We start from the raw sequence: 25,399 nt of genomic DNA, 5'->3' as shown, positions 1-25,399 counted from the left end.
CGAACTGTTTTACAGTAAAACTATATTGTCCTTTGCGTTAAAAGTCAACTGGTTTCATGAATTTTACATTGATATTCATCAGGGGGATTAAATACGCCTAATGGACGCAAAAAACCACCCTGCACGCAAAGTGCTGAGTGGCTATTGTGAATTTCACCTATTGCATCTCCCGATACCGTTCGGCCCGCTTACTCCTCGTCCTCCGTCTCTTCCACCTCATAGACACAGCGGAACATTTCGATTCCGGCAGCGTTCTCGCCCAGGCTGTACACCATGAAGCCCAGACTGCGGTAAAAGTCAGCGGCAATCTCGTCCTCGGTCTCCGCTATCAGGTAACGCGGCTGACGGGAGGTGACCAGCTCCAGAATCATGCCGCGCGCATACCCTTTGCCCCGGTTCTCCGGGAGCACTGCGATATGGCGGATGTCGAGCGAGCCGTCTTCCGTCTCTTCATACCCGGTTAGTCCGAGCAGCAGCCCGTCCTCCTCCCAGCCGCACAGCTGCATGGCCGCAAGCTTACTGTATTCCTCCGAAGTGCGTATCAGCGCATCCGGGTCATCTATAACCGCATAAGCCAGCAGCTCATTCACCTGCGGTGTGCCGACAAGCGGCTTCAAATCAATCAACATATGTCTCATCCTCCTAAAAGTATACCTGACCCCAAACCTCCGCTATCCCCGCACCAGCCGCAGCAGCGCGTACCCCGTCCACACACCCGCCAGGTTAAGCAGCAGATCATCGATATCCAGGCTCCCGACATGCAGCAGCATCTGCAGCAGCTCCAGTATAATGATGCCAAGCGCAGACAGAAGCGTCAGGCGGATAAAAGAACGGTAACCGGTCACCACCAGCGGAAGCAGAATGCCAAAAGGCACGAATACCGCCACATTCCCCAGAAGATTCACCAGCCTGCTGGCATACGATAATCCATTGGTCATGTCAAAGTATAAACGCACTGTCCGTAGCGGTTCAAGATTGTAACGGAGCGGCCCGTCCAGCTGAACCGTACGTCCGAACCCGATGAACATCCAGTACAGCAGCATTCCGCTATAGGTAATCAGCAGCAGCCAGGCCAGGAACCGGCGTCCGGGTGGAAGCGCCTGCTTGACTGTAGCGGCCTTCCCCTTCCGGAGACTTGTACGCGGCTTAGCGATCCTGGCCACCTTCAATAATCTCAATCGTGCCGTCTTTCTTGCCGATAATTGCCAGATCTGCAATTCCGATAAAGAGGCCGTGCTCGACAACTCCCGGAATACGCTGGAGGGCAAGTGCCAGCTCTGCCGCCGATTCAATCGCTTCAAAACGGCAGTCCGCAATATAATTGCCGTTATCCGTCTTGTACAGGTCTTCTCCGCTGCGCCGCAGCTCCGTCTTACAGCCCAGCTTAGCGAGAGCGGCAACCGTCCACTCCCAGGCGAACGGCACAATCTCCACCGGCAACGGGAACTTCCCGAGCGTGGTCACCGCCTTGCTCTCATCGGCCACAACGATCATGCGGGCACTACCCATAGCGACAATCTTTTCACGCAAAAGCGCACCGCCCCCGCCCTTAATCAGCTGCAGCGCCCCGTCCAGCTCATCCGCCCCGTCAATCGTCAGGTCGAGGCTGTCCACATCACTGAACGCTACCAGCGGGATGCCCAGCTCACGGGCCTGGTCCTCAGACGCCTGTGAAGTAGCAACGGCTGTAATCTGCAAGCCCCCGCTTACCCGTTCCCCCAGCTTGCGGATGGCCCAGTAAGCAGTGGAGCCTGTTCCCAGGCCCACCCTCATACCGTCCTTCACATATTCGACTGCCTTCTCCGCTGCCAGCTGTTTCACATTGATACTCATTTTATTCCCTCCATGTTATCCGTTATAATGAACGAAGTGGAATGGGCTGTGCCCGTCCACAAGGAATTCTTAGCCTTACTAATCAGCCTGACACTAATAATCCATCAGGAGGCATCGGCATGAGAACCGAGAACCAAATCCAATCCAAAATCAACGAAATGACGCTCCAGCGCAGATCCCTCGAGTCGCGGCTGGCTCCCCTGCCCCCCGGTGACCCGCAGAGGGCCGCGCTAGACGCCCAGCTGACCAGGCTGGAAGATCTGATTCTAATGCTGGAATGGGTATTGAACGCACCCGTAGGCAAGTATCACGCCTGACTTCCGGGCTTCTGCCCCGACAGGCTTTTACCGTTCAGCTATAATTCCCAAGCATGGCCTCGTACAGCCCGGCATTCTCATGCTCGAAGCAGACGAAATCAATCTGCCGCAGCGGGAGCTCTGCCGGGCTCTTGGCGCGGACATACCCAATGACTGATTCCAGCGCCGTCTTACAGGCCAGCTCCTTCGGGAAGCTATAAACACCCGTGCTGATATTCGGAAAAGCGAGGCTCTTGACCCCATGGGCGCAAGCCAGATCAAGGCTGCTCTTATAGCATCTCGCCAACACAGCCGCTTCACCAGCCGTACCGCCCTTCCAGATCGGCCCCACCGTATGTATCACTCCGCGAAAAGCAAGCCGGCCGGCACCGGTGAGCGCTGCTTCGCCGGGAAGAATACCGCCCTGCTTCTGGCGGATTACCGCACATTCCTCTGCAATTTCCGGGCCCCCGGCCCGGTGTATAGCCCCGTCCACTCCCCCGCCTCCATACAGACCGGAGTTCGAGGCATTGACGATCATCTCGCCCTGCCAGGAGGTAATGTCGCCTTCATGCACCGACAGGACTACATCATTAACGTTGATCTGCATAGCTGGTCTCCTCCTTCGCCGCAGTCTCCAGCGCCTGAATCAGTTCCTTTTCACCCCTGCGGGCAGCCTTCCCCAAAAAAGAAACATACGTAAGCCGGCCCCCCTGCACTGCGGCCTGGCGGAGAATGCCCAGCATATAATTCTGCGCATCCGATAACACCAGCTCACCCGTACCAGCGGCAACCCTGCACAGGGCACGGGTTGTTCCCGCCTCTGCCTCCGGCAGGTCCTCTTCCCCGGGCTCAACCACCGTGAATTGGAACAACGGCACCGCCTCCGGCAGCTCCTCGCCCGCAGAGAACCTCTGATTATATACCGAGTACATCAGATTGCCGGTATGCGCTCTGGAAGCATCCGTCTCTTGCTCCGCAAGAATTCTGCTGTTCTGATATGCAATAATTCCGGCTGTGACCAGCAGAAACAGCACCACTCCCGCAATTAAAGTATACATCCCTGTCACCAGCCCATCGCCTGTAATGAACAATACCGCTTCTATAGTATCATGGACAGAAGTAACCGTGAATGGTCCTACCCGCGTAAAAACCATTTTTTGCGCCGATTCCATAAAGTTATTTTGAGAGATTCAAATTAACAGTTGAAACTTCACGTGGCATGTCTCATAATGAAGTGGAGCCTGCTGTTTTGTCAAATCCATACGAAATCAAGGGAGGATACCTGGAAATGAAATTTTTCTTGGATACCGGAAATATTGAGGAAATCAAACGTATTACCCGCCTCGGATTAGTGGATGGCGTAACGACGAACCCGTCGCTGATCGCCAAGGAAGGCAGATTGTTTAAGGATGTAATCAAGGAGATCGTAGCTATTGTCCCTGGTCCTGTAAGCGCTGAGGTTATCGGTCTTACGGCTGAAGAGATGCTTAAGGAAGCTTACGAGATCGCAGAATGGGCTCCGAACGTGGTCATCAAGCTGCCTATGACCGAAGATGGTCTGGAAGCTTGTTATGAACTGACCAAAAAAGGCATCAAAACCAACGTAACCCTCGTATTCTCCGCTGCTCAAGGCCTCATGGCCGCCAAGGCAGGAGCTACTTATATCAGTCCGTTCGTCGGACGTCTGGATGATATCGGTGTAGACGGTATGAAGCTGATCAAGGATCTGAAGACGATTCTGACCAACTACGACCTGAAATCCGAGATCATCGCCGCCAGTATCCGCAACATCGCCCATGTGGAGCAAGCTGCCATTGCCGGCGCTCACATCGCTACCATCCCGGGCTCACTCCTGCCATCACTCTGGAAGCACCCGCTGACCGACAATGGTATCGAACGCTTCCTGAAGGACTGGGAGAAGGTTCCACAGGTTTAAAACAAAGCAAATCATTCAAGCCCCCTTCCGCATCATGCGGAGCGGGGCTTTTTTGGTGTTGTCAGATTGGAAGGACCCCATTCATCCTTGACTCATTTACTTGTTATGCTTATACTTGTTGTAACAAGTAAATACAAAGGAGCAGTTCATTTATGACTCTTTCCTCTCCACAGCAATTCCTCGGCTTCCTGCTGGGCTCGACCCACCGGAGAATCTCAGTGAGCTTCGCCCGGGCGCTGAAGCCGTATGACATCACACCCGAGCAATGGTCCACCCTGCTGATGATCTGTGACCGCAGCGGAGTCAACCAGAAGGAGGTTGCCGTTGCCTCTGCCAAAGACCAGCCGACCACCGCCCGGATCGTGGAGCTCCTGCTCAAGAAAGGCTTCATTACCAAAACGGCCAACCCCGAGGACCGCAGGGCGTTCCAGCTCTCTGCCACCGGAGAGGGACGGGCGTTAATTGAGAACACTATAGCACTGGAGCAGCAGACTATAGATATGGCTGTAGCCGGGCTCAAGCCGCAGCAGCTTGAAGATCTCCGCAGTATGCTGGAGCAAATCTATCACAACACCGGAAATATACATCAGGAATAGGAGTCTACCCACTTGAATCAATCCTCTGAACGTCTATGGACCACATCCTTCATCACACTGACCCTTTGCAACCTTCTGCTGTTCATAGGACTGCAGATGACCTTATCTACCCTTCCTGCTTATGCGGAAAGTGCTTTGCATGCTTCACCCGTGCAGGTTAGCCTTGTCACCAGCCTGTTCGCCTTCAGTGCCATTGCCTCCCGCCTCTTCTCGGCCAAGGCCATGGAGAAGGGCGGGCGCAACCTGCTGATCTTCCTCGGCCTTGCCATTGCCCTCTCTGCGGTGGCGGGCTATTACTTCGCAGGCAGCATCTTCACCCTGCTGCTGTTCCGCATCCTGTTCGGCATAGGCTTCGGCATGGCCAGCACGGCGTTCCCGACCATGGCCTCCGATGTCATCCCCATCCGCCGGATGGGTGAGGGCATGGGTTATTTCGGATTATCCACTAGCCTCGCCATGTCGGCTGGCCCGCTAATCGGACTCAGCCTCCTGCAAGGACCAGGCTTCGGGTCCCTGCTGCTGGGGACGGCTGTCGCGCTTGCTCTGATCCTGCCGATGGGCTTCCGCCTGGCGAAAACACTGCCTGGCGGACATCTGGAGCCGGCCGCAGTTCCGGCTGCAGCTGCGGGAAGCAATCCATACCGCAGGCTGCTGCTTCCCTGCCTGCTTAACTTCCTCCTATCCATCTCTTACGGCGGGCTGCTGGGCTTCCTGGCGCTCTACGGGCAAGAGAAGCACCTCCAGCATATCGCTTACTTCTTCCTGTTCAATGCCGTAGCCATTGTCGTGATCCGGCCGCTCTCCGGCAGAATCTACGACCGCTATGGCGCGGCTGCCTTGCTCATCCCAGGAAGCCTGTTCATTATCGCCGGTCTGCTGCTGCTCTCCTTCGCCTCCACAACGGTGGGCTTGTTCCCGGCCGCTCTATGCTACGGCTTCGGCTTCGGCTCCATGCAGCCTGCGCTCCAGACCTGGATGATCCAGTCTGTCGAACCGCGCCAGCGCGGGTTAGCCAACGGAATGTTCCTGAACTCCCTGGATCTCGGTGTCGCCATCGGCTCCATGCTGCTTGGCGCTGTCGCCATGTTCACCAGCTACGCCGTAATGTACCGGTATTCGATATTGGCGCCTCTCCTGCTGCTCGCTGTCTATCTTCTGGTACTCGTGACCCGGCAGAACAGTAAGCGTAAAGCTGCCCTACAGGGATAGCTGGATGCTACACTTCCGTGGGATAGACAAAACCGCCTCGCATCACACGCGCAGGCGGTTTATTTTGTCTGTACAGCTGTTACTCACTTCTCCTGCGAACCAGCCGTAACCGTTTCACGCACAGCAGCAGGCAGGAACGGGCTTGGCTGTCCCAGACTGTAGATATGAAGCAGATGCATCGCCCGGGTACAAGCGGTATAGAACAGCTTACGTTCATGTTCACGCCCGTATTTCTCAGCGGAACCGTCATAGATAATTACAGCATCGAACTCGACGCCCTTGGCGAGGTAGGCCGGAAGCACCAGCGTCCCTTTTTGAAAATTAGGCGTTTCCTTCGTGACCAGCCGCACCGGCAGCCGCTTCTCCAATTCACGGTGTACCTGTGCGCTCTCTTCTGCTGTCTTGCAGATTACGGCCACATAATGATAGCCCTCCGCATGAAGCTTAAGCACATCCTGCTCCACTGAGGAGAGCAGATCGTCTTCACTGCCCACCAGCGTCAGGAGCGGCTCCTCCCCCCGGCGGTTAAAGGGTACGATCTTCTCGCCGCCGGGAATCATCGCCCGCGTGAATTCAACAATCTCATACGTAGACCGGTAGCTGCGGGTCAACGAGATCACCTCGGTGTTCTCTTCGCCGTAGATACTCACCAGTCCGGCCAGATCTCCCAGCACCTCGCCTTGGGCATAGATGGCCTGATTCAGGTCGCCGAGCACGGTCATTTTGGCCCGGGGAAACAGGCGGCGCATGAATTCCAGCTGGAACGGCGAGTAATCCTGCACCTCATCCACAATAACATGACGGATCAGCGTGTTCGTCCGGAAACCCTGGCTAAGCTCCTTCAAATACAGGAACGGCGTCGCATCTTCATAGGCCAGCTCGTTGCCCCTAATCGCAGCCAGCGTCTGCGCGCAGATCTCATCCCATGCTTCAGGCAGCGGCTGGCGGGTATTCAGGCTCTCTATCAGCTCACGACCCTCGAATAAGCGGCTGTACAGCGCCTTCACATCCACGAAGCGTCCGCGCTTGGTCCAGCCGCGCAGCGGCTTGAGGCGCTGGCTGACCACGTAGCGGGCAAGCAGGATCCGCTCCGCATCATAATCATCGAAGCTGTCGTTATGCCCTCCGCCCTTACGGCGCATCTGGTTATAGGCCCGTTGATAATCGCTGTTGTCCATCAGCTCAATCTGCTCGTCTACCCATGCCGCACTCCGCTCTTCTGCGCCGAAGGCCGCAATTTTTTTGAGCAGCCAGCCCGTCATCAGCTCAATCCGGTTCGCCAGCTTGATGCCCGGGTCATAGCTGTAGAATTGGCGCTCCATCTCTTCCTTAGTGGCAACAGCCTTCCCCTGGAACATCAATGGCTTGAACAGCATGCCTTCATGCTCCAGCAGATTCACGTATTGCCGGATGGCGCTAAGGAAGGCTACCGACGATTTATATGCAATACCTTCCCGGCGGATGTAGGCTTCCTCCCCGTCCGGGGCATTCAGCAGACTCTCCGTCTGGCTGAACACATCCTCCAGCTGAAATTCCTGGCCCAGCCGGTGCTCCAGGTACATCTGGAAGGTGGTCTGCTGCATGTTCTCTTCCCCCAGCTCAGGCAGCACAGTAGATACATAGCTATTGAACAAGGGATTCGGCGAGAAGAGCAGCATCTGATCCGCCTGAAGCACCTCACGGTACTTGTAGAGCAGATAGGCTACCCGCTGGAGCGCCGCTGACGTCTTGCCGCTCCCGGCGGCTCCCTGCACAACCAGCATCCGGCTCCGGTCATTGCGGATGACTGCATTCTGCTCCTTTTGGATGGTGGCTACGATCGATTTCATCCGGTCATCGGCGCTGTGGCTCAGTACCTGCTGAAGCAATTCATCGCCGATGGTAACACCCGTGTCGAACATGACTTCAATCTCACCGTTATCAATCACGAATTGCCGCTTAAGCTCCATGGTGCCTGTAATCTGTCCGCCCGGCGTCTCATAGGATGCAGGTCCCGGCGCCCCGTCATAATACAGGCTGGAGATAGGCGCACGCCAATCGTAGATCAGGAAGGTTCCGTTATCCTCCATCAGCGAACCGATGCCCAGATAGATGGTGTCAGCCGCAGCATCCCCCGCCTCCGAGAAATCAATCCGGCCAAAATAGGGCGATACCACCAGCTTTTTATATTTTTTGAGCGCCTTGCTGGATTGCAGATGATGGCGTTCGCGTTCGTTCAGAATCTGTGCCTGCTGCCGCAGACTGGTTGAAGTCTCCCCCAGGTCGTCGGGGCTGCTGAAGTTCACTGTGACCTCTTCCCAGAAGTCTTTACGCATATCCACGACATCCGTGCGGTGGAGCCCCAGCTCCTCTGACAGCAGCCGGATATGGGTAGACAGCAGCTTGGTGATGCCGTTTACCCGCTCCTGCTCCTTTTGCCACTCGTGATCATGTTTATCCAATTCATTTCATCCCCTTCGGAAGGTTGAGTAACAATGTTACCAACTCTGTAGTCGTTTTACAAGTTTTTGCTATATTCATTACGCTCTAAATTTTCTCACTAAGCACTGCACTTTCCTTGTCGTCTGCGTTCATCCGGTGGATCTGGTCAGCCACCTTATCCAGACGCTCCAGCTGATAGCCGTAGTCATAGATGGCCGCAGCCACCACCGACAGCCGAAGCTGCCCGGATTTCTGCGGATCATACCCGTTAATGGCGGACTTCAGGAAGCGGTCATTGTCCTCCGCCAGCGGCTCGGAGTCATTGGCTCCCGGCTTCAGCTTATCCTCGAATTTCAGCAGAATGTACTCATGATACTTAATCAGCTGCTCCAGATGGCGGTCGAACAGCTCATCCGTTTGCTCCGTCCGGTCGGCCTGGAAATAATGCCGGTCAATCGCCTCAAGCACCTGATAGCCCTTTTGCAGGGAATTCAGCAGGTTTTTGTAGACTACCATCTGCCTCGTCTGACTGTATTTAGCCCTGCGGAGCTGTTTCTGTTCTTCCTCGAACAAGGCGTATTTGTCAGCCAGCGCCTTAATGGAGCCCTCCAGGCCGTTCTTCTCATCCCGGAACACACTTTCCTTCATCTCATGTGACACCGCCGTCCGCAGCAGCAGCGACAGACTGGTGAACACATTCTCGATCTGTTGGATGTACTGCTTGCGCGGCTGCGGCGGGAATACAGAGATATTGATAATAAAAGCCGACAAGATCCCGGTCAGGGTCAGCAGGAACCGGGTTAACGCGAACTGCCACTGGCCTGAAGCCTCCATGACGGAGATGACGGTGACCAGCGTCAGGCCGATGGTGTCGGCGCGGTTCATTTTCATGCTGATCATAATCACCAGGATGCATACCAGTCCAACCGCAATCGGTTCATTGGAGAGCAGCATTCCGCCAAGCAGCGCTATCACCGCCCCCATCGTACTGGTCTGGATCTGATCGAGGAAATACCGCCATGATCTGTATATGGAGGGCTGCATAGCAAAGATTGCCGCAATAGCCGCACCGACAGGAGAGGCGAAGTTGAATAGAACGGACAGATAAAGGGCAAGCGTTACGGCCATTCCTGTTTTGAGTATGCGGGCACCGAAAGCCAAGTCCATCCCTCCCAAGAGCTTGAAGCTTATCATAATTACTGCGGATGTTCATCCTTTATGTATATCTTGTTATTACCCATGAACTGCGCTGGCGAATTTTAGTATGTCTTAAGCCGGGCTTCAGGATTCTTTCAGCTTTCAGGGAATACTGTTATACCGGGTAGTAACTACAACCAACAGAAGAGGTGTATCCATGAAAAAAACGACCCGAACCCTAACCGCATGGGCAGCAGCCATGATGCTTGCCCTGTCTCCAGCCGCCGCCTTCGGCGAGCAGCTTCCCAAAGGCACAGCTACCCCTCCCCCGGCCTCACCGCATACCGGCAAAGAGCATCCCCCTCACCGCAGCGGGGACCGGAATCTCAGGGCCGGAGGCCATTTCATTATCAGCGAAACGGCTGAGCTGCTCGGAATGGGCCGTGAGGAGCTGATTGCCAGCCTGAAATCGGGTAAGACCCTGGCGGGTCTGGCCCAGGAGAAGAAGGGCTGGAGCGAAGACCAGTATGTCCAGAAGCTGAGCGATGCCGCCAGCCTGAAGCTGGATGGATTCGTCAAGGATGGGAAGCTGACGCAGGAAGACGCGGCGAAGCTGAAGCCGGGCCTGCCAACGCTGATAAAGCGCAGTCTCAGCCGCGTAGCCCAGCTTCACCAGGGCAAGCCGTCACCGCCGCCGGCTGCAACGAAGGCCCCCTGAACTATAAGGCATCGTCACCAAGGAAGACAAGCCAGACCGTCCTCCTAATGATAGAAGCAGTATGCAACAGAACAGGCACCGAATGCCCGGAGTTACTTCTTCCGGGCATTCTTTGTGTTACGCGGATTCGCTTTATAGTTCCTGTAAGCCTCGAAGCAGGCCGCCGACAGCATCAGCCAGGCTCCGCTCGCGGCATAGCCGCCGATCACATCACTCGGATAATGCACCCCCAGATAAATCCGGCTCCAGCCGATCCCCCCGGTCATCAGCACAGTGAACAGAATCAGCAGAAACCGCTCGCTCCGGTTGCGCATATGCCTCCAGAGCAGGTAGGCAATGACCCCGTATAACGAGAAGGCCGCCATTGAATGTCCGCTGGGGAAGCTGTAGCCTGCCTGCTCAATCAGCCTGTGAATGGTGGGACGCTCCCGGTGGAACCACAGCTTCAAGAGCGTGTTCAGCAGCTGGGAGCCGAGGCCCACCCACAGGAACAGGGCAAGCTCCAGCCGGTGCTTCAGCGCGAAGAACAAGATGAGCATAGTCAGCAGAGAGATCCCGACCGCCAGCTTCGAGGAGCCGACCAGGGATAAGCCTTTGGCCAGCGCGGTCAGCGGCGGAGCTTCCATCGATTGCACGAACCGGATCACCGCATGGTCGAAGCCCTGGGCTCCGCCCAGCTTAACCAGTAATGCGATCAGGATAAAAGCCAGCAAAAACCATATAAAACGCCGGAATCCGCGGGACCAGTAATGATAATATAGCATAACTACCCCCTTGCCTATTTGTCAGGCCTTATGAACACATTTCCTGGGAAGGTCTGTCCCGTGTTATAATGGCCTGGAGAAATTATTTTAATTAAAGATGGAGTGCTGCCAAGTGGAAAGTCTAAAATTGCAGGAACGTTTGTTGAACCAGTGCATCTCAACAAAGATGCCTGTGACGATCTTTACAACTAACGGAGTCAAAATGCAGGGACTGGTAACCTCTTATGACGCTTATACGATCACCTTGCAGGGTCAGGGTGACGGGAGACAGAATGTACTCTTCAAATCGGCAGTCTCTACCGTGGTGCCGCTGAAGCCCGTCTCACTCAAATAAGCTGTCTGCACGGCGCACATTCTAACCTAAGCTACTACAAATGAACCGTTCAGGAACTCAAAAGGAACACCGGAGCAGCATCCCGGTGTTCCTTTTGCCTTTGTCTCCTTAGGGCCAGGCTGCCTGTCCTACGCAGGGAAGACCGCCGGCATCACGCACACCGGCTTCGACAGCTCAGCTGTATTGCCAGTGAAGCTCAGGCGGCCGCTGCCTTCGTCCAGAGAGAAGACAACCAGATTATTGCCGTCCCGGTTGGCAACAATCAGATAGGCGCCATCCGGTGTAACCGTGAAGTGGCGGGGATGTCCGCCTCTGGTGGATACATGCTCTACCAGGGTCAGCCCGGCCGTCTGCGGATTCACAGTGTACTGAACGATGCTGTCATGTCCGCGGTTCGAGCCGTACAGATATTTGCCATCCTTGGAGAAGGTGATCTCTGCACAGCTGTTCTGGCTGGCCCCATATCCATCAGGCAGTGTGGATACGGTAGCAGCCGTCTTAAGGGTTCCTGCCGCAGCATCATACAGGAAGGATGTCACCGTGCTATCCAGCTCATTAATGACATAAGCGGACTTCCCGTCTGGATGGAACACGAAATGCCGCGGTCCTGCCCCGGCATGCAGCGGGGTATCTCCAATCGCTTCAAAGGTTCCCGCTTCTGTATCTATCCGGTAGCTGCGGATCAGATCCAGTCCCAGATCCGAGACGAACAGGTAGCGTCCATCAGGGCTGAAGATGGCAGAATGCGGATGGGGACGGTCCTGGCCCGGAGTCCCGCCATGTCCCTTATGCTGAGCGATATCCGTCAATGCTACAGGCAGTCCGTTCTGGTCCAGCTTAAGCAGTCCGACCGATCCCCCGTGATAGCTGCATACGACCAGATGTTCATTCCTCACATCCCGGTTAATGTTACAGGTCGTGCTCTGGCCTTTGCCTTCCGAAGGCATAGTCTGAATCCGCTGCAATTCGCTCAGCTTGCCTGTCTCAGGATCGATAGCGAAGGTTATAACCTCCCCTTCTTTGCCCCCCGTACCGTTCGGCTTCTCCCCTATGGCATACAGCTTCCGGCCGGAAGGGTCCACACTTACGAACGTAGGATTCGTCAGGCCTTCTGCGGTATCCAGCCGCTCCAGCGTGCCTCCGGCTTCACCGTCAAAGGCAAACACCTGGACTCCGCTCTCTTCTGCGGTGGCATATGAACCGGTAAATAACAGCAGCTTCGTCTTCTCGTTCATCTAGAATTCCTCCTCAAGTTAAATAGCCATCTATATAATTTACATTTTTTCGTGAGAGATGACAAATGCAACGGAAAAAATGACAAAAAATATTTCAAAAATAAGACTTCTCAAAGCAAACAGAGTATGATATAATGAAAGCGCTAACATTAATGTTATTAATCAAGATAAAGGGGGAACACGAATGAGCAGCCTGCTGGAAGCCAGAAATGTATATGAGGACTTCGAGGTGGAGACAGACATTCTGTTCTTTAAGGTCGGGGACCATGACCTGGTCATTTTTCACGGCAGAAACTACAATATTAAAAAGAGAATGACTGCCGAGCAACTGAACCGCTTATTGTCGAGCAACAGCTATTATCATGTGTACGGCGGCTGCTACGTGAACCTGAACAAGATCAGTTCCATCGAGGACGACTGCATCTACTTCGGTGAAATGGGCCTCTATGCCAAGTCTGTACGGGTTCCAAGACGCAAGCAGGAGAACATCCGTCATCTGCTTAGGGGACTGAGCTCTTAAGCCGGAGCGTTATCCGCACAGCTCTTACACCTTGGTACTATTCTATTCGAATCATTACAGTCTCTCTCATCAGGCCGGAGCGCATATGGGGACACCCGTGCTGCTCCGGTTTTTCCTGTGTTTTACCTGTTTCTTAATGGAATCTTAAAAAGTAATTGTGCTTTTTTATACTTTCTTAAGGTTTGGAATTCTGTTTTCTGGTAAAGTTGTAGAAAGACAGGCACCACCTATATTGAAGGGAGTCATTAATTATAATGGACAAAAAAGATTTCAATGAAAATGACAAGCTAGAAAACGGCATTACGCCGGAAGAGAACGACGCTTCTGTGAGTACTCCGGAAGAAGTTATTGAACCTGCCGGAACAGCCCCTGTACCGCAGGAACCTGTACGAACAGCTCCAAGAGTTGAAGAAAGCGTTCCCGTGATGAACAAAGTCGGCGGCGGCGGTACTCCTCCTTCCTCACCTGCTCCATCCGGCGGCGGCAAAGGCTGGATGATTGCATCGCTCGTACTGGCAGCAGCGCTAATCGTAGTGCTGATTGTACAACCTTTCAAGAAAGATGACAGCAAAATTGCAGTTGCTTCCGTGAATGGAACAGACATCACCAAAGCGCAGCTGTATGATAAATTGGTTGAAGCCGGCGGGGAATCCACCTTGCAAAACCTGATTACCACCACGCTGGTGGGCCAGGAAGCCAAGAAAGCTAACATTAAAGTTACCGATGCAGACATCAATGAAGAGATTGAGAACCTCAAAACCCAGTTCGGCGGCGAGGAAGCTCTGAATAACGCTCTGCAGCAGAGCTCGATGACCATTGAAGACCTGAAGAAGCAAATGCCGCTCCAGGTTGAAATCCGCAAGCTGGTAGAACCAAAGGTAACGGTTACCGATGATGAAATCTCCAAGTATTTCGAAGAAAACAAAGCGAAATACAATCAGGAGGAAGAAGTCCGTGCTTCCCACATCCTGGTGAAGACCAAGGAAGAAGCAGAAGCCATCGTTAAGCAGCTCAAAGAAGGCGGAGACTTCGCCGCACTGGCTAAGGAAAAATCCGCTGACACCGGCTCGAAGGACAAAGGCGGCGATCTGGACTTCTTCAAACGCGGAGACATGGTTGCTGAGTTCTCCGATGCAGCCTTCAAGCTGAAGGTTGGCGAAACCAGCGGTGCAGTGAAATCCGATTACGGCTACCACATTATCAAGGTTACCGACCGTAAGGAAGCCAAAGAATATACACTTGCCGAGAAGAAAGACGAAATCAAGAAGACCTTGATGTCACAGAAGGTATCCGAGATGTCTTCCACCTGGCTCGCTGATCTGAACAAGAATGCCAAAATCACGAATACTTTGACCGATAAACCGGATGCATCTGCTACTCCGGCAGCCAGTGAAGCACCTGCTGCTGCAACAGAAGCTCCTGCAACGGAAGCTCCTGCAACGAAATAACGAATAGCGCATTGGTGTACAAGCTATAATTACAAAGAGGACAGGCGGATAACCGCTTGTCCTCTTTGCTTATGTCCAGATGGACGCCTCACCAACGGAGTCCAGGCAGAGCGGTCAGTGATCCTTTTTGCGGATCTGCTTATCGCGATTCTCGCCCCACTCCTTGGCTTGTGCAGTGGCAATAGCGATGGCCCTCCCCTCCTCATATCCGTCCTCCAGCAGCGCATTGGCGATCTCTACCGCTTTATTGCGAACGGGGGCCATGAAGTTCTTCAGTGAATCCGGGTAGTTATCTTTATCCCATGGCATTATAAAAACCTCCTTGAACGGGCTATATTCATACTTAGCCGGATCAGGGAGGTTCTAAACTGCTTACCGCAGGGTTTGCTTATTTAATTACCTTCACGCGCTCTTCAATCGGCTGGAATTCCTTCTCGCCTGGAGGCGTCAGGATGTTACCGAATGGCATCTGGGCAATCAGCTTCCAGTCCGCAGCAATACCAAAGGTCTCCTTCACTTCATCATCGATCAGCGGGTTATAGTGCTGAAGGGAGGCTCCCAGACCTTCTTCGGCGAAGGCAGTCCATACTACATATTGCAGAATCCCTGAGGATTGGTTGGACCAGATCGGGAAGTTCTCAGCATACAGTGCAAAGTTCTCCTGCAGGTGCTTCACCACTGCCTGATCTTCGTAGAAGAGCACAGTGCCGTAGCCGGCCTTGAAAGAGGACAGCTTCTGAGCCGTGCCTTCGAATTGTTCAGTAGGAACGATCTTACGCAGGGTTTCTGCTGTAATATCCCACAGCTTATCATGTTGTTCGCCCAGCAATACTACAGCTCTGGAGCTTTGCGAGTTGAAGGAAGTTGGGCTATGTAGAACAGCCTCTTCTACAATCTTCTGAATTTGTTCATCAGAGATTGGGGATTCTTTACTGATGGCGTATATGGAACGTCTGCCTTTTACCGCTTCAAAAAAAGTCTTAGACATAAAATAACTACCTCCATTTAATTAAGTAACTTACTTTTTTTAATCATAACACTTCTCCGACCTGAATACAACACATCATTCACAACTTTTTCCTGTACCAGCTCTTTATTTGTATAACCGCTCTTAGTGTCGCTGAATTGCGTTCATTTATGCACCTTCCACTATTTTCTATAAGCTATTCTGGAGGTTTAGAAACAACGGCTAACATATCGTATATACAACCCGGTCATAAATAAGCTACAATGATTCAGCTAAAATACAGAAAGAAGGTTAAGCCATGCGCACCTCTCTTCATAACCGCACAATCCATACGGTGAAGCTCACCTTAATGATGCTCCTCTCCTCCATCCTCATCCTCAGCGGGTGTGAAGACTCCGCTTCTTCTGCCTTGAACACTGTTCCAGCAGTTGCTGAGGCCGTGACCCCTGCTGCAGAACCCGGAGAACCTGTATCTTTCTGGGTCGCCACCGATACGCATTATCTGGACAAAGCCCTGGAGGACGGCGGTCAGGCCTTCCAGACCTATGTCACAGGCGGCGATGGCAAAATGCTTCCTTACAGCGATGAGCTGACCGAAGCTCTGGTCCGGGATGTGGAACAGAACAAGCCGGCCTTCCTCATTCTGAGCGGCGACCTCACGAATAACGGTGAAGCGGGCAGTCATAAAGAGCTGGCCGCGAAGCTGCACCGGATGGAGGCTGCGGGAACCCGAGTCTACGTGACTCCGGGCAACCATGATATCAACAACCCCTGGGCCAGATCGTTCGACGGTGACAAGCAGGTCGTTGCCAAGCATATTAATGTAGAGGATTTCCTGCGCATCTATGATGATTTCGGATATAACGAGGCGGTCTCGCGCGATGCGGACAGCTTAAGCTATGCGGTGAAGGCAGCACCCGGCCTGTGGCTGCTGATGCTTGATAGTGCCCAGTATGCACATAACGAAGAATATAATTTTCCGCAGACCGACGGGCGCTTGCTGCCCTCCACCCTTGCCTGGATCGACGACAATGTGAAGCGGGCCGCTCAGGAGCATGCGTCTGTGATTACCGTGATGCATCATAATCTGCTGAGCCATACCTCCATGGCCGTCTCCGGGTTCAAGCTCAACAACAGCCAGGAGACGATGAAGGCTTTTCGCAGGAATGGGCTAAACCTGGTATTATCCGGGCATATTCATATGCAGGATATCCGCCGCGATCCTCCAGAAGCCTCGATAGATCCGGCCTTGCCTGTCTATGATATTGCTACAAGCGCCATGGCGGTGAATCCGCACCAGTACGGCAGAATGACCTTCGATCCCGCTTCACGGGCCGTGACCTACCACACCGCTCAAGTAGATGTTGACGGCTGGGCCAAGGCCAACCACAAGACTGATCCGCACCTGCTGAACTTCAAAGCGTATGCGGAGCAGATTTTCGCAGAGAACTCATATGACAAAGCGATGAACAAGCTGAAGGATAGCAGCTTCACGGAGACGCAGAAGCAATCGATGGCTGAGGTGATGTCGAAGCTGAACGTGAAGTATTTTGCCGGGAACGCTGCTGATTCGCTGGAGGAGATCCGGGCGATGCCGGGATTCAAGCTGTGGGAGAGTATGGAGGGCGGCTTCATGTCCGGATATATCCGCAGTATGGCGGAGCATGCAGAAGTGAGCAATACCTCGCTGGAGATGATTCTGACTACACAATAGCAGACAACAGCAAAGCCTCCCTTACGGTATACGAAAGAGAGGCTTGCTCTAGGCTTATGCTTCTATAAACTGGAGCGCACAGTGAGCATGACGATCGGCAATTCCTTGTGCGAGTTGCTGGTCAGGGAAACCTCGGTGAACTAACTTCAACCCGCCTGCGACTAATGAGAGATGATGATGGAACTTATAGAATAGCTTCCGGTTCTCATCGAGCTGAACATGGTTCAGATAGTGGTAGTGCTCCCCAAAACGCATCTCCAGGAAGCTGTGTTCGTGTTCAATATCATAGAATTCGGCTCCTTCAATATCAATCAGGCAAGGCTCCAGCTGATCCGTAACGATCACATGGTTGGGTCCAAGCTCCCCGTGAATGAATCCGTAGCTGTTTCGGGGTACTATTTTGGACTCCAGACTATATAGTTTGTCGAGCAGCTTCCCTTGATTCTTACGGATGGCTTCCACATGCTCTGCGGCATAAGATAGCTGTTTTATCCCATTGTATAGTTGATGCAGATGACATTGTTTGTTGTTAGGCGCAGTCTGATCCGGTTTACCGTAGGTACTGCTCTGAATCCTATGCATGGCGTGAGTCATCTCTCCCAGCTGCCGGAAGACTTTATCCTGAACCTTGTTATCGGGATGTTGGAAATACACCTCGGCATCTTGTCCGGCAGCATATTCAACCAGTGCATAATCGAAATCGTACCGGTCTCTGTCCCTGTTCATATCATAGAGTAATGGCGTACGGATTGCATGCTCCGTCAGGAACCTGTTATTGCTCTCAAATAATTCGCTCCCGTAGGACTCAGCATGTATATTATGATTAACGATTTCTTCTTGAAAATAATTCATGGCAAGATCCCACACATACAGAATACAGGAGAAGCCATTGCTGCAGTCGAGCTTATAGACCACCTTCTGGGCACCGCCCTCCATCTTACTGACCTTAGCGACGGTATAACGCGTACCGAAGACCTTCTCCACATACTCCTGCAACGCAGCAGCCTCCAGATGACAATGAAATTTCAAGTAACCACACTCCACTTCTTCTTGTATTGCCGGCTACTCCACTCTATTCCATTCCCGGAAAAAAATATAGACTGTTTCTTTGCGTTCTGTTATTATGTTGAATTAGGTCTTGAAAAAAATCGGCATACATAGTTTTCGAACTCGAAGCAGGGTCGGCGCTGCGGTGAACATTTGGACTTCCGGCCGCTGTTGTCCCCAGATTTCTTGATTTAAACCACTGTTCGTGGTAGAAATCCGGTGACAAAGGCGGACTCTATCGCTCCTACAGCTCCAAATTTCCCCTCCGCTTCTTTTTGCTTTTAATTTACGGATAACAGGGCTATGCCTTACGCTTACTTTGCGGTTCGCACTGGAGTAACTAGAAAAAAAGTTGCAGAAAGATCATTCAACGGGTGTATGACTATCGGGCTCATTTTGCCGGTGAATCTCAAGCGTATGAACTCACTACTCGTACCATGTAGAATGTCTGCAACATACTTTCCATTTAGCGAGATCGTGAAATCCTCCCCGTTCTTCTCGAGTATAGATACTTCGTCCTCAATATCTCCGATTTCTGCGGTTTGGGATAACAACCGTAGTCTGTCGGCAGCTGTCTCTAACCTTATAATACTTTCGCTCGCCAATACAGTCGTCCGTTCTACCGCTTTTAACAAAGGAGCTGTTCCAATTGTAATCTCTGTTATAAAAGTGTGCGGAATCACATGGTGCAGGGACGGGTACTCCCCCTCAATTAAAGCAGACTGAACCATAATATGGTTAGCAGTGAATCTAACATGACGATTGGTTACTTCAACTTCTATTGTTCTGTCCTCGCCGTCCATGATTTTAACCGCTTCAACTAAATTTCTGCCAGGAATAATAATATGTCTCTCCATCTCAGCATCATGTTCCATATCTATAGTCCGGGAAGCCAGACGAATACCGTTAGTAGCCGTTAACTGTAGCCGATGATTTCGATACTGAAAAGACACCCCAGTCAACACAGGCCTACGTTCTGATGAAGAAGCCGCTCCTGCCACTTGTAAGATAGAAGCCTTCAATAGTTGATTATTAACTGCTAATTTAAGTGCAGCATGATTCTCAGCAGGATGTATCGCCGGATAATCTACAGCTTCCATTCCACATAACCGAATTTGTGTATGTTCTGAGGAGATAGTGAGCCGTAAGGGTCTGTCGACTTCCAAAGTAATCATCCCAGAATCAGACTTACGTATTATTTCGCAGAAATACCTCGCCGGAACAACTACTTCCCCAATTCTCTGAACCGTCAAAGAGGTATTCTCCTGGGGAATATGGTACTGAATAGTCATACTGTTATTGCTTGCGGTAACTATCAGTTCATTGGTTAGAGCTTGTATATGAACCCCTGCCAGTATGGGAATCCGTTGGTTTGCAGGTACAGCCTTAAGCACTTGCTGAAGAGCTTTGATAAGAATATCCTTGCTTACGTTGATCCGCACTGACTTCACCCGCTTCCATAAGCTACATTACAAATCGGTAGACTCAATCAGAGATCGGATAAGCTCCGACCGGGACAATTTATGCTCTGCGCAATGTTGTTCGACCTTCTCCCAAAGCTCACTAGTTAAGGTTACCGAGACTTTTTTCGTTACACCTATGTTCTTGCGGCCTGCTCCCTCCCGGGGACCTCCTCTTGCAGACATGAACCCTAATTGACCTTCTTTATTAGAAAGACCTATTTTTAAATCATTTTGAGTCAATTTAATTAGTCCTCTCTTTTTTTGATTTAGGTTACCTTTTTCAATATTTCTATTATTATTTTACCACATGACTTATGGGCTTACAATGTTACGAATGAATGATAACCTGGCTGTATACCAAAAAACTGACCTCTCAATTAAGCAAAGGCCAGTTCAACATGGAGCATTCCATGAGTTATACGGTTAAGTCACCACCCGATCACCATTCCTCCCGCCGCACCGGCCACCACAACCAACCAAGGCGGCAGCTTCCAGAAGACCAGCATCACGAACAGAGTGACAGCCAGGGCAAAGTCCAGCGGTGCGAGGATGGCTGTTGTCCACAGGGGGTCGTACCAGGCGGCAAGCAGTATTCCTACCACAGCAGCATTGATTCCGGTTAAGGCTCCTTGCATCCGGGGGCTCCTTCTTAAGCTGTTCCAAAAAGGCAATGCGCCCGCAACCAGCAGAAAGGCTGGCAGGAAAATCGCGAACGTGGCCACGATGGCTCCGGGAACACCGGCGGTCATTGCCCCGAGATAGGCTGCAAAAGTGAACAACGGACCCGGTACAGCCTGCGTGGCCCCGTATCCCGCCAGGAAATCCGCTATGCTCACCCAGCCGGTAGGAACAACTTCTTGTTCCAGCAGCGGAAGCACGACATGTCCACCGCCGAACACCAAAGCACCGGAACGATAAAAGCTGTCAAATATCGCTAACGGTCCCGCCTCAGCCGTCCCTCTAAGGAACGGGAGCGCTATCAGGAGTACGCCGAACAATGCTAAACAAACGATGCCAGACGACCGGCGGATGGGGATCGGAAGATTTGTCACGTTCTCCGTAGAACTGTGGCGGTACAGCCATACCCCGGCTATGCCCGCTACAGTAATCGTGAGAATCTGGCTGTAGCCCGTCTGCCATGATAATGTAACACCTGCCGCTATAACCGCGATGGCTACTCTTTCCCGGTCCGGGGTCAGCTTTTGCCCCATGCCAAGGATGGCCTGGGCAACAATTGCTACAGCTACGATCTTCAGACCGTGAATCCAGCCTGCATCGGCAATATCATAGCCCTGCAGCAGGAAGGCAAACGCGACCAGCGCAAGGACGGAAGGCAAAGTGAAGCCCAACCAAGCGACCAACCCGCCCAGCCAGCCTGCCCGTATCATCCCGATGCCAATCCCTACCTGACTGCTCGCCGGCCCAGGAAGGAACTGGCAGAGCGCAACCAGATCCGCATAGCTTCGTTCATCCATCCATCTCCGGCGGCGGATATATTCATTGTGGAAATAACCCAGATGGGCGACCGGTCCGCCGAAGGAGGTAAGACCCAATTGGGCCGATACAAACAGGATCTCAAGTAAAGTTCCAGCCTTCCCCTTCCAATGTTCTCCCGGTACCGTCTGTTTCTCTGCTTGCATACCTCTTGCTCCCTTGCCTCCAGAATGTACACCTCATTCCAGATTATCATCCGCGTTCAAGCATTGGATAAAAGGTGCAGCAGTGTTTCGTAAATATGCTGTGAAAATCGGCATTTAAGGAGTCAGCTTGACACTCTCCATCCGGTCAATCAGCTTACGAAGGCCAGCTTCATCCGCTCCATAAGGGCGGACATCCTCTCCAAGCAGCTTATCCATCTCTTCTCTGGCGAACGTGAAGCTGTAAGTTATACCTTCATCCGCAAGTGAGTAATTAATAATATCCGCGTTATCAATCAGGCTGAACAGCAGGATCGAATTATGCAGGAGAGGCTCCCGGCTTAACGCCTGAAGCTCATCGTTCCACATTCCCTTAATATCGTTCACTGTATAATTGATGGTTAACTCATACGGGCGGGAGCCGGTTGTCAGCTCAATGCCTGCCCTCTCCAGTCCCTGGGGCAGCGGCATTGCACCAAGCAGCGCTGTGACCTTGCTGGCGTCGCCAATATACTTTGTCTTATTCTCCAGCAGCTGATCCACCGTATAACCGGAATATAGCTGCTGCGACGGACGCTGCACAGGCTTGGGATTAGCGGTACATCCAATCAGCAGGATCACAAGGACGAGGGTAAAAGCGGCCACACTCCCCGAAGTCGGCTGGCGGTAAGCAAGAATATGCTTAATCCGTGCCTTTACACTGCTCTCTCCAAAAGCCAGCGGACTGCCGGTCATAAGACCGCTCCGGCGGGTTGAAAATCCCAGCAGGGAGCCTGAGTAACTGCTTTTAACCTGCGGACCCAGCTTCCGGATCACCGCTTCATCGCAGGACATCTCCATATCCTTGCTCATGAGCACAAAAGACAGCCACATCAGCGGATTGAACCAATGGAGAATGACCAGCAGGAACATCAGCGGCTTGATCAGGTAATCCCGCCGGTTAATGTGAGTCTGCTCGTGCAGCAGGATATGGGACAGCTCCTGTTCACTCATCCCGGCCGGGATGTAGATCCTTGGCTTCAAGAAGCCGAATACGAACGGAATCATGATCTGGTCCGTCTCAAAGACATGCCCCTTCACAATTGTTGCTGTACGGACACTGCGCATGACTCTCACATAAGAGAACACGCTGTACAGGAGCAGTACTATAACACCTGTCAGCCAGATCATACTGCCGGCCCACAGGATGACTTGCACCGGATTCACGCTTGCTGACGGTGTTACCGGCGGAAGCAGACTGTTCCACAGGCTTCCTGCTGAACCTGTTCCGGTGTCCAATGCAGGTTGCGCTTGCCTCCCTATGTTCTTCGGAACGAATTGCAGCTGCCCTGTGCCGGACGAGCCTGCAGGCCCTGCCAGCCTCAGGATACTGAAGCTTGAAGTGAAGCTGACAGGCAGGATCAGCCTGATCATTACTGCGGACCACAGCATATAGGAGAAGAGCTTGGGGGCGCGCCGCAGCAGAACTCTCGCCAGCATTACGGCGACGGCTACATAGCTGGCAGTAATGCTCATGTTCAGAATGCTGATCCACAGGTTCGTCATTGGGAGGCCTCCTCGATAATCCTCTTCAGCTCTGCCGCTTCCTTCGCGGACAATTTCTTATCCACGAGAAAAGCAGTCAAAAACTGCGGCAACGACCCGCCAAAGGCTTTGTCCACTACCGTCTGGCTCTCATGCCGCTGCGCCTCCGACTTCGGGATGACAGCTGTGACCATGGCCCCCTCGTTTCTGAGAATTCCCCGCTCACATAGCTTTCTTAACACGGTATAGGTCGTGGATTTCTTCCAGCCCAGCGCCGAGAGGCTCAGCTTCACCAGCTCTGTAGAATTAATCGGCTCATGATCCCAGATCAGGCAAGCGAATTTATATTCAGCATCATATAATTTGTAGGGCTCCATCCTGTTCACTCCTTATAAGTTTATTGCAGTAGACCTAATGACGTTAAGTCTATTGCAATAAACCTAAATTGTCAAGGCAAGACTGGTAACTCCCACAGAACAAAATGCCTGCGGCATCCCCATTGTGGTCGGTTTTTCGACCACATCCGGCCCACACGCCTCCGCCGCACCGAATGTAGTCGGTTTTTCGACCGTATCCGGCCCACACGCCTCTGCCGCACTGAATGTAGTCGGTTTTTCGACCATATCCCGCCCTCACACCTCCGCCGCACCGAATGTGGTCGGTTTTTCGACCATATCCGGCCCACACGCCTCTGACGCACTGATTGTAGTCGGTTTTTCGACCATATCCGGCCCACACGCCTCTGACGCACCGAATGTGGTCGGTTTTTCGACCATATCCAGCCCACACGCCTCTGCCGCACCGAATGTGGTCGGTTTTTCGACCACATCCCGCCCACACGCCTCTGACGCACCGAATGTGGTCGGTTTTTCGACCACATTCGGCCCAGATGACCACGCGCTGTCCATGTGTCCGGTGTAATCCTATTACTGATTCAGAATATAGTCATCCTGCCGATGCTCCAAGACACCGGACGAAAATCATAATTTCCTATTCAACAAAAAACCGGAACCGCCTGATTACTCAGGGGTCCCGGTTTTTTGACTATAATGGTACTTCTTACGGACGTTCGATCCAGATATAGCCGTCATCATCCACTTCAACCGTGGCGTGCAGGCCTTCGGCCAATACACGCAGCGGCACATTAGCATCTCCGTACTCATCTACGAATACGGCTAACGGAAGCTTCACGGTCTTGCCGGCAATTTGTGCCTGCGCGGAACCGATTTTGAATACGAGCTGATCGCCGTATACATCGTCAGTTACCTTGATCGATTTGTTAGGCCCATCCCACTCTACCTTAGCGTCCAGATCCTCTGCCACATAGCGCAGCGGTACATAGGTAGTGCCATTCTTCACGACCGGATAATAGTAATCGTCGTCCGGTGCGATCATCAGGCTCTTCGAGGTAATTGCCATCTCCTCTTTGAGCAGCTTATAGACGGATGAACTGGCATCGAAGCTTCTCAGCGTCTCACCCGGCGTAAGATCTCCCTTGGAGTAATCAATTGCGCCTGTCGTGCTGATCGGATCAGCTGTTACCGGACCATTCACATTCCAAGTCTCGGACACCAGCTTCATGTTGATGCTCTGCAGCGGCAGATATTCATCGGCCGGAAGAGCAACATTGAAGTCGATGTTCTGTTTGCGGACATGGAAGCCGCTGTCCACGAAGATATCTGCAGTCAGCTTCGTATCCTTGCCGAGAACAGTCTTGAGTTCAGGGGTCGATTCATAGAGGTTCTCCAGTTGCTTGTCATAGACGAGCAGGAGAGCATCCACCGCCAGCTTGGCTGCATCATGCACTACGGTGACTACCCCTTCTTTGTCTTCCAGCGGAATATCGCCCAGACCGATGCTGTTCAGATCTTCAGCTCTGTCTTTGATGAGCGGATACATGTAATCATATAGACCGCTGATCAGGGCAGTGAAGCCTTCGCTATCCTTAGACACAGATCTCAGGAAGCTCTTAAGCAATACCGGAAGCTCTTCCCCTGTAATTTCCGTATGTAGCTTCGTCAAGCTGGTTGGCTGGCCGTATACGGATTCATTAACGGATGTCACTGTGATCGCACCCGGATTCGGAAGATTCTTGATCACAAACTGGGAGGCCAGCTTAGTGAATTCCAAGGTCTTGGCAGGATCGGTTGCTTCCAGGCCAAGCAACATTTCATTGCTCTGAAGCGGCATGTAGAACGGCTGCTTCGCGCCTTCTGCGGTGAAGACCAGGTTCTTCTGGTCGGTGAAGAGGGAGAAAGGAATCTTGAACTCCTTGTAACCCACAACTCCCGTGGCCGAGACATTGCCGTTATCCTGAACCTTCACATGGCCGAGCGTAAGCGATAAGGAATTAATAAGATCAACAACTTCGCGGTCCTCTGCGGTGATGCCTGCAGCAGGAACAGCGCTCAGGGTCATCGTAGTGCTGGATTCAGAGGATTTGACATCCAGATCCCCCAGCAGTGCCTTATTGACATCGAAGCCGCCAACCGCCTGGCAGCCTGACAGAATCAGCAGCAGGGCGAGAATCGGCACCAGCCATTTGGTTCTTGCTTTCATTTTCTTCATAGCATGTCTCCTCTAGCTCATAATTTGGC

General features: G+C 52.5%; 27 protein-coding genes. 9 read left to right on the top strand and 18 right to left on the bottom strand.

What is annotated here, in order from left to right:
• Window positions 1-188: 188 nt before the first annotated feature.
• From MKY86_RS12440 to rpiA, 3 genes are read right to left on the bottom strand one after another with little or no spacing between them, the layout of a single operon-like run.
• Window positions 189-629, bottom strand: a complete 441-nt coding sequence (locus MKY86_RS12440; protein ID WP_076074520.1) for a GNAT family N-acetyltransferase — start codon at window positions 627-629, stop codon at window positions 189-191.
• 42 nt (window positions 630-671) lie between these two features.
• The gene (locus tag MKY86_RS12435) at window positions 672-1,178 is read right to left on the bottom strand and encodes a VanZ family protein (protein WP_143803515.1); all 507 of its coding nucleotides are present in this window, start codon (window positions 1,176-1,178) and stop codon (window positions 672-674) included.
• The gene (rpiA, locus tag MKY86_RS12430) at window positions 1,147-1,827 is read right to left on the bottom strand and encodes a ribose-5-phosphate isomerase RpiA (RefSeq protein ID WP_340827803.1); all 681 of its coding nucleotides are present in this window, start codon (window positions 1,825-1,827) and stop codon (window positions 1,147-1,149) included. The genes MKY86_RS12435 and rpiA overlap by 32 nt, the downstream gene beginning before the upstream one ends.
• A 125-nt stretch (window positions 1,828-1,952) precedes the next feature.
• Between rpiA and MKY86_RS12425 the strand changes: the two genes are divergently transcribed.
• The gene (locus tag MKY86_RS12425) at window positions 1,953-2,150 is read left to right on the top strand and encodes a hypothetical protein (protein WP_036729275.1); all 198 of its coding nucleotides are present in this window, start codon (window positions 1,953-1,955) and stop codon (window positions 2,148-2,150) included.
• A 34-nt stretch (window positions 2,151-2,184) separates the two neighbouring features.
• Here the strand turns inward: MKY86_RS12425 and MKY86_RS12420 are convergent, their stop codons facing one another.
• Both MKY86_RS12420 and MKY86_RS12415 read right to left on the bottom strand, forming a co-directional pair.
• Window positions 2,185-2,739, bottom strand: a complete 555-nt coding sequence (locus tag MKY86_RS12420; RefSeq protein WP_076074515.1) for a macro domain-containing protein — start codon at window positions 2,737-2,739, stop codon at window positions 2,185-2,187.
• Window positions 2,723-3,286, bottom strand: coding sequence for a hypothetical protein (locus tag MKY86_RS12415; protein ID WP_076074512.1), 564 nt, complete (start codon window positions 3,284-3,286; stop codon window positions 2,723-2,725). The genes MKY86_RS12420 and MKY86_RS12415 overlap by 17 nt, the downstream gene beginning before the upstream one ends.
• Window positions 3,287-3,420: 134 nt before the next feature.
• On the opposite strand from MKY86_RS12415, the gene fsa reads away from it, so the two are divergent.
• The 3 genes from fsa to MKY86_RS12400 all read left to right on the top strand — a co-directional run bounded on the left by fsa (window position 3,421) and on the right by MKY86_RS12400 (window position 5,873).
• Window positions 3,421-4,068: a fructose-6-phosphate aldolase gene (gene fsa / locus MKY86_RS12410; RefSeq protein ID WP_036694437.1), complete on the top strand. Its 648-nt coding sequence runs from the start codon at window positions 3,421-3,423 to the stop codon at window positions 4,066-4,068.
• A 152-nt stretch (window positions 4,069-4,220) separates the two neighbouring features.
• Window positions 4,221-4,664 carry a MarR family winged helix-turn-helix transcriptional regulator gene (locus tag MKY86_RS12405; protein ID WP_076074509.1) on the top strand — a complete coding sequence of 148 codons (444 nt, stop codon included), beginning with the start codon at window positions 4,221-4,223 and terminating at the stop codon, window positions 4,662-4,664.
• A 12-nt stretch (window positions 4,665-4,676) separates the two neighbouring features.
• A complete protein-coding gene (locus tag MKY86_RS12400; protein WP_076074507.1) occupies window positions 4,677-5,873 on the top strand; it encodes an MFS transporter in 1,197 nt (398 codons plus the stop codon).
• An 83-nt stretch (window positions 5,874-5,956) separates the two neighbouring features.
• Here the strand turns inward: MKY86_RS12400 and helD are convergent, their stop codons facing one another.
• Window positions 5,957-8,314, bottom strand: coding sequence for an RNA polymerase recycling motor HelD (helD, locus tag MKY86_RS12395; protein ID WP_076074504.1), 2,358 nt, complete (start codon window positions 8,312-8,314; stop codon window positions 5,957-5,959).
• Window positions 8,315-8,399: 85 nt separating this feature from the next.
• A complete protein-coding gene (locus tag MKY86_RS12390; protein WP_076074501.1) occupies window positions 8,400-9,455 on the bottom strand; it encodes an FUSC family protein in 1,056 nt (351 codons plus the stop codon).
• Between the two features lie 193 nt (window positions 9,456-9,648).
• Here MKY86_RS12390 and MKY86_RS12385 point away from each other — a divergent pair, with 193 nt between their 5' ends.
• Window positions 9,649-10,149: a hypothetical protein gene (locus MKY86_RS12385; protein ID WP_076074499.1), complete on the top strand. Its 501-nt coding sequence runs from the start codon at window positions 9,649-9,651 to the stop codon at window positions 10,147-10,149.
• A gap of 92 nt (window positions 10,150-10,241) precedes the next feature.
• Here MKY86_RS12385 and MKY86_RS12380 read toward each other — a convergent pair whose 3' ends face one another.
• Entirely contained in the window at window positions 10,242-10,913 is a 672-nt protein-coding gene (locus MKY86_RS12380) for a phosphatase PAP2 family protein (protein WP_076074496.1), read from the bottom strand.
• Window positions 10,914-11,025: 112 nt separating this feature from the next.
• Here MKY86_RS12380 and hfq point away from each other — a divergent pair, with 112 nt between their 5' ends.
• On the top strand, window positions 11,026-11,247 hold the full coding sequence (gene hfq / locus MKY86_RS12375; RefSeq protein WP_051478328.1) for an RNA chaperone Hfq: 222 nt from the start codon (window positions 11,026-11,028) through the stop codon (window positions 11,245-11,247).
• A gap of 128 nt (window positions 11,248-11,375) precedes the next feature.
• On the opposite strand, the gene MKY86_RS12370 is transcribed toward hfq, so the two are convergent.
• Window positions 11,376-12,482, bottom strand: coding sequence for a lactonase family protein (locus tag MKY86_RS12370; protein ID WP_076074494.1), 1,107 nt, complete (start codon window positions 12,480-12,482; stop codon window positions 11,376-11,378).
• A gap of 184 nt (window positions 12,483-12,666) precedes the next feature.
• Between MKY86_RS12370 and MKY86_RS12365 the strand changes: the two genes are divergently transcribed.
• Entirely contained in the window at window positions 12,667-13,002 is a 336-nt protein-coding gene (locus tag MKY86_RS12365; RefSeq protein WP_036729308.1) for a LytTR family transcriptional regulator DNA-binding domain-containing protein, read from the top strand.
• Between the two features lie 254 nt (window positions 13,003-13,256).
• Window positions 13,257-14,450: a peptidylprolyl isomerase gene (locus MKY86_RS12360; RefSeq protein ID WP_076074492.1), complete on the top strand. Its 1,194-nt coding sequence runs from the start codon at window positions 13,257-13,259 to the stop codon at window positions 14,448-14,450.
• 114 nt (window positions 14,451-14,564) lie between these two features.
• On the opposite strand, the gene MKY86_RS12355 is transcribed toward MKY86_RS12360, so the two are convergent.
• Both MKY86_RS12355 and MKY86_RS12350 read right to left on the bottom strand, forming a co-directional pair.
• Window positions 14,565-14,759: a hypothetical protein gene (locus MKY86_RS12355; protein WP_076074490.1), complete on the bottom strand. Its 195-nt coding sequence runs from the start codon at window positions 14,757-14,759 to the stop codon at window positions 14,565-14,567.
• A gap of 79 nt (window positions 14,760-14,838) precedes the next feature.
• Complete coding sequence (locus MKY86_RS12350) at window positions 14,839-15,438, bottom strand: nitroreductase family protein (protein WP_036729316.1); 600 nt, start codon at window positions 15,436-15,438, stop codon at window positions 14,839-14,841.
• 277 nt (window positions 15,439-15,715) lie between these two features.
• On the opposite strand from MKY86_RS12350, the gene MKY86_RS12345 reads away from it, so the two are divergent.
• Window positions 15,716-17,131 carry a metallophosphoesterase gene (locus tag MKY86_RS12345; protein ID WP_076074487.1) on the top strand — a complete coding sequence of 472 codons (1,416 nt, stop codon included), beginning with the start codon at window positions 15,716-15,718 and terminating at the stop codon, window positions 17,129-17,131.
• 54 nt (window positions 17,132-17,185) lie between these two features.
• Here the strand turns inward: MKY86_RS12345 and MKY86_RS12340 are convergent, their stop codons facing one another.
• From MKY86_RS12340 to MKY86_RS12310, 7 genes are all read right to left on the bottom strand, one after another.
• A complete protein-coding gene (locus MKY86_RS12340) occupies window positions 17,186-18,115 on the bottom strand; it encodes a phosphotransferase (RefSeq protein WP_076074908.1) in 930 nt (309 codons plus the stop codon).
• Between the two features lie 377 nt (window positions 18,116-18,492).
• Window positions 18,493-19,620, bottom strand: a complete 1,128-nt coding sequence (gene dnaN, locus MKY86_RS12335; RefSeq protein WP_076074485.1) for a DNA polymerase III subunit beta — start codon at window positions 19,618-19,620, stop codon at window positions 18,493-18,495.
• 27 nt (window positions 19,621-19,647) lie between these two features.
• The gene (locus MKY86_RS12330) at window positions 19,648-19,824 is read right to left on the bottom strand and encodes a ribbon-helix-helix protein, CopG family (RefSeq protein WP_200869585.1); all 177 of its coding nucleotides are present in this window, start codon (window positions 19,822-19,824) and stop codon (window positions 19,648-19,650) included.
• A gap of 245 nt (window positions 19,825-20,069) precedes the next feature.
• On the bottom strand, window positions 20,070-21,281 hold the full coding sequence (locus MKY86_RS12325) for a chromate transporter (RefSeq protein ID WP_076074480.1): 1,212 nt from the start codon (window positions 21,279-21,281) through the stop codon (window positions 20,070-20,072).
• Window positions 21,282-21,395: 114 nt separating this feature from the next.
• Window positions 21,396-22,823 (bottom strand): M56 family metallopeptidase, encoded by a 1,428-nt coding sequence (locus MKY86_RS12320; protein WP_076074477.1) that lies wholly within the window; start codon window positions 22,821-22,823, stop codon window positions 21,396-21,398.
• On the bottom strand, window positions 22,820-23,179 hold the full coding sequence (locus MKY86_RS12315) for a BlaI/MecI/CopY family transcriptional regulator (protein WP_076074475.1): 360 nt from the start codon (window positions 23,177-23,179) through the stop codon (window positions 22,820-22,822). The genes MKY86_RS12320 and MKY86_RS12315 overlap by 4 nt, the downstream gene beginning before the upstream one ends.
• A gap of 682 nt (window positions 23,180-23,861) precedes the next feature.
• Complete coding sequence (locus MKY86_RS12310) at window positions 23,862-25,370, bottom strand: stalk domain-containing protein (RefSeq protein WP_083684367.1); 1,509 nt, start codon at window positions 25,368-25,370, stop codon at window positions 23,862-23,864.
• Window positions 25,371-25,399 lie beyond the last annotated feature (29 nt).

Source organism: Paenibacillus sp. FSL R7-0333, from assembly GCF_038000365.1.
GTDB lineage: Bacteria > Bacillota > Bacilli > Paenibacillales > Paenibacillaceae > Paenibacillus_AQ > Paenibacillus_AQ silagei.
This window is presented reverse-complemented; position numbering and strand designations above follow the sequence as displayed.

Coding starts and splice junctions, on each gene's coding strand:
- fsa (WP_036694437.1), top strand. CDS start 3,421: ATGAAATTTTTCTTGGATACCGGAAATATTGAGGAAATCAAACGTATT.
- MKY86_RS12420 (WP_076074515.1), bottom strand. CDS start 2,739: ATGCAGATCAACGTTAATGATGTAGTCCTGTCGGTGCATGAAGGCGAC.
- MKY86_RS12365 (WP_036729308.1), top strand. CDS start 12,667: ATGAGCAGCCTGCTGGAAGCCAGAAATGTATATGAGGACTTCGAGGTG.
- MKY86_RS12355 (WP_076074490.1), bottom strand. CDS start 14,759: ATGCCATGGGATAAAGATAACTACCCGGATTCACTGAAGAACTTCATG.
- MKY86_RS12425 (WP_036729275.1), top strand. CDS start 1,953: ATGAGAACCGAGAACCAAATCCAATCCAAAATCAACGAAATGACGCTC.
- MKY86_RS12350 (WP_036729316.1), bottom strand. CDS start 15,438: ATGTCTAAGACTTTTTTTGAAGCGGTAAAAGGCAGACGTTCCATATAC.
- MKY86_RS12310 (WP_083684367.1), bottom strand. CDS start 25,370: ATGAAGAAAATGAAAGCAAGAACCAAATGGCTGGTGCCGATTCTCGCC.
- MKY86_RS12330 (WP_200869585.1), bottom strand. CDS start 19,824: ATGTCTGCAAGAGGAGGTCCCCGGGAGGGAGCAGGCCGCAAGAACATA.
- MKY86_RS12370 (WP_076074494.1), bottom strand. CDS start 12,482: ATGAACGAGAAGACGAAGCTGCTGTTATTTACCGGTTCATATGCCACC.
- MKY86_RS12440 (WP_076074520.1), bottom strand. CDS start 629: ATGTTGATTGATTTGAAGCCGCTTGTCGGCACACCGCAGGTGAATGAG.
- MKY86_RS12380 (WP_076074496.1), bottom strand. CDS start 10,913: ATGCTATATTATCATTACTGGTCCCGCGGATTCCGGCGTTTTATATGG.
- MKY86_RS12345 (WP_076074487.1), top strand. CDS start 15,716: ATGCGCACCTCTCTTCATAACCGCACAATCCATACGGTGAAGCTCACC.
- MKY86_RS12385 (WP_076074499.1), top strand. CDS start 9,649: ATGAAAAAAACGACCCGAACCCTAACCGCATGGGCAGCAGCCATGATG.
- MKY86_RS12405 (WP_076074509.1), top strand. CDS start 4,221: ATGACTCTTTCCTCTCCACAGCAATTCCTCGGCTTCCTGCTGGGCTCG.
- MKY86_RS12360 (WP_076074492.1), top strand. CDS start 13,257: ATGGACAAAAAAGATTTCAATGAAAATGACAAGCTAGAAAACGGCATT.
- MKY86_RS12415 (WP_076074512.1), bottom strand. CDS start 3,286: ATGGTTTTTACGCGGGTAGGACCATTCACGGTTACTTCTGTCCATGAT.
- MKY86_RS12325 (WP_076074480.1), bottom strand. CDS start 21,281: ATGCAAGCAGAGAAACAGACGGTACCGGGAGAACATTGGAAGGGGAAG.
- MKY86_RS12315 (WP_076074475.1), bottom strand. CDS start 23,179: ATGGAGCCCTACAAATTATATGATGCTGAATATAAATTCGCTTGCCTG.
- MKY86_RS12320 (WP_076074477.1), bottom strand. CDS start 22,823: ATGACGAACCTGTGGATCAGCATTCTGAACATGAGCATTACTGCCAGC.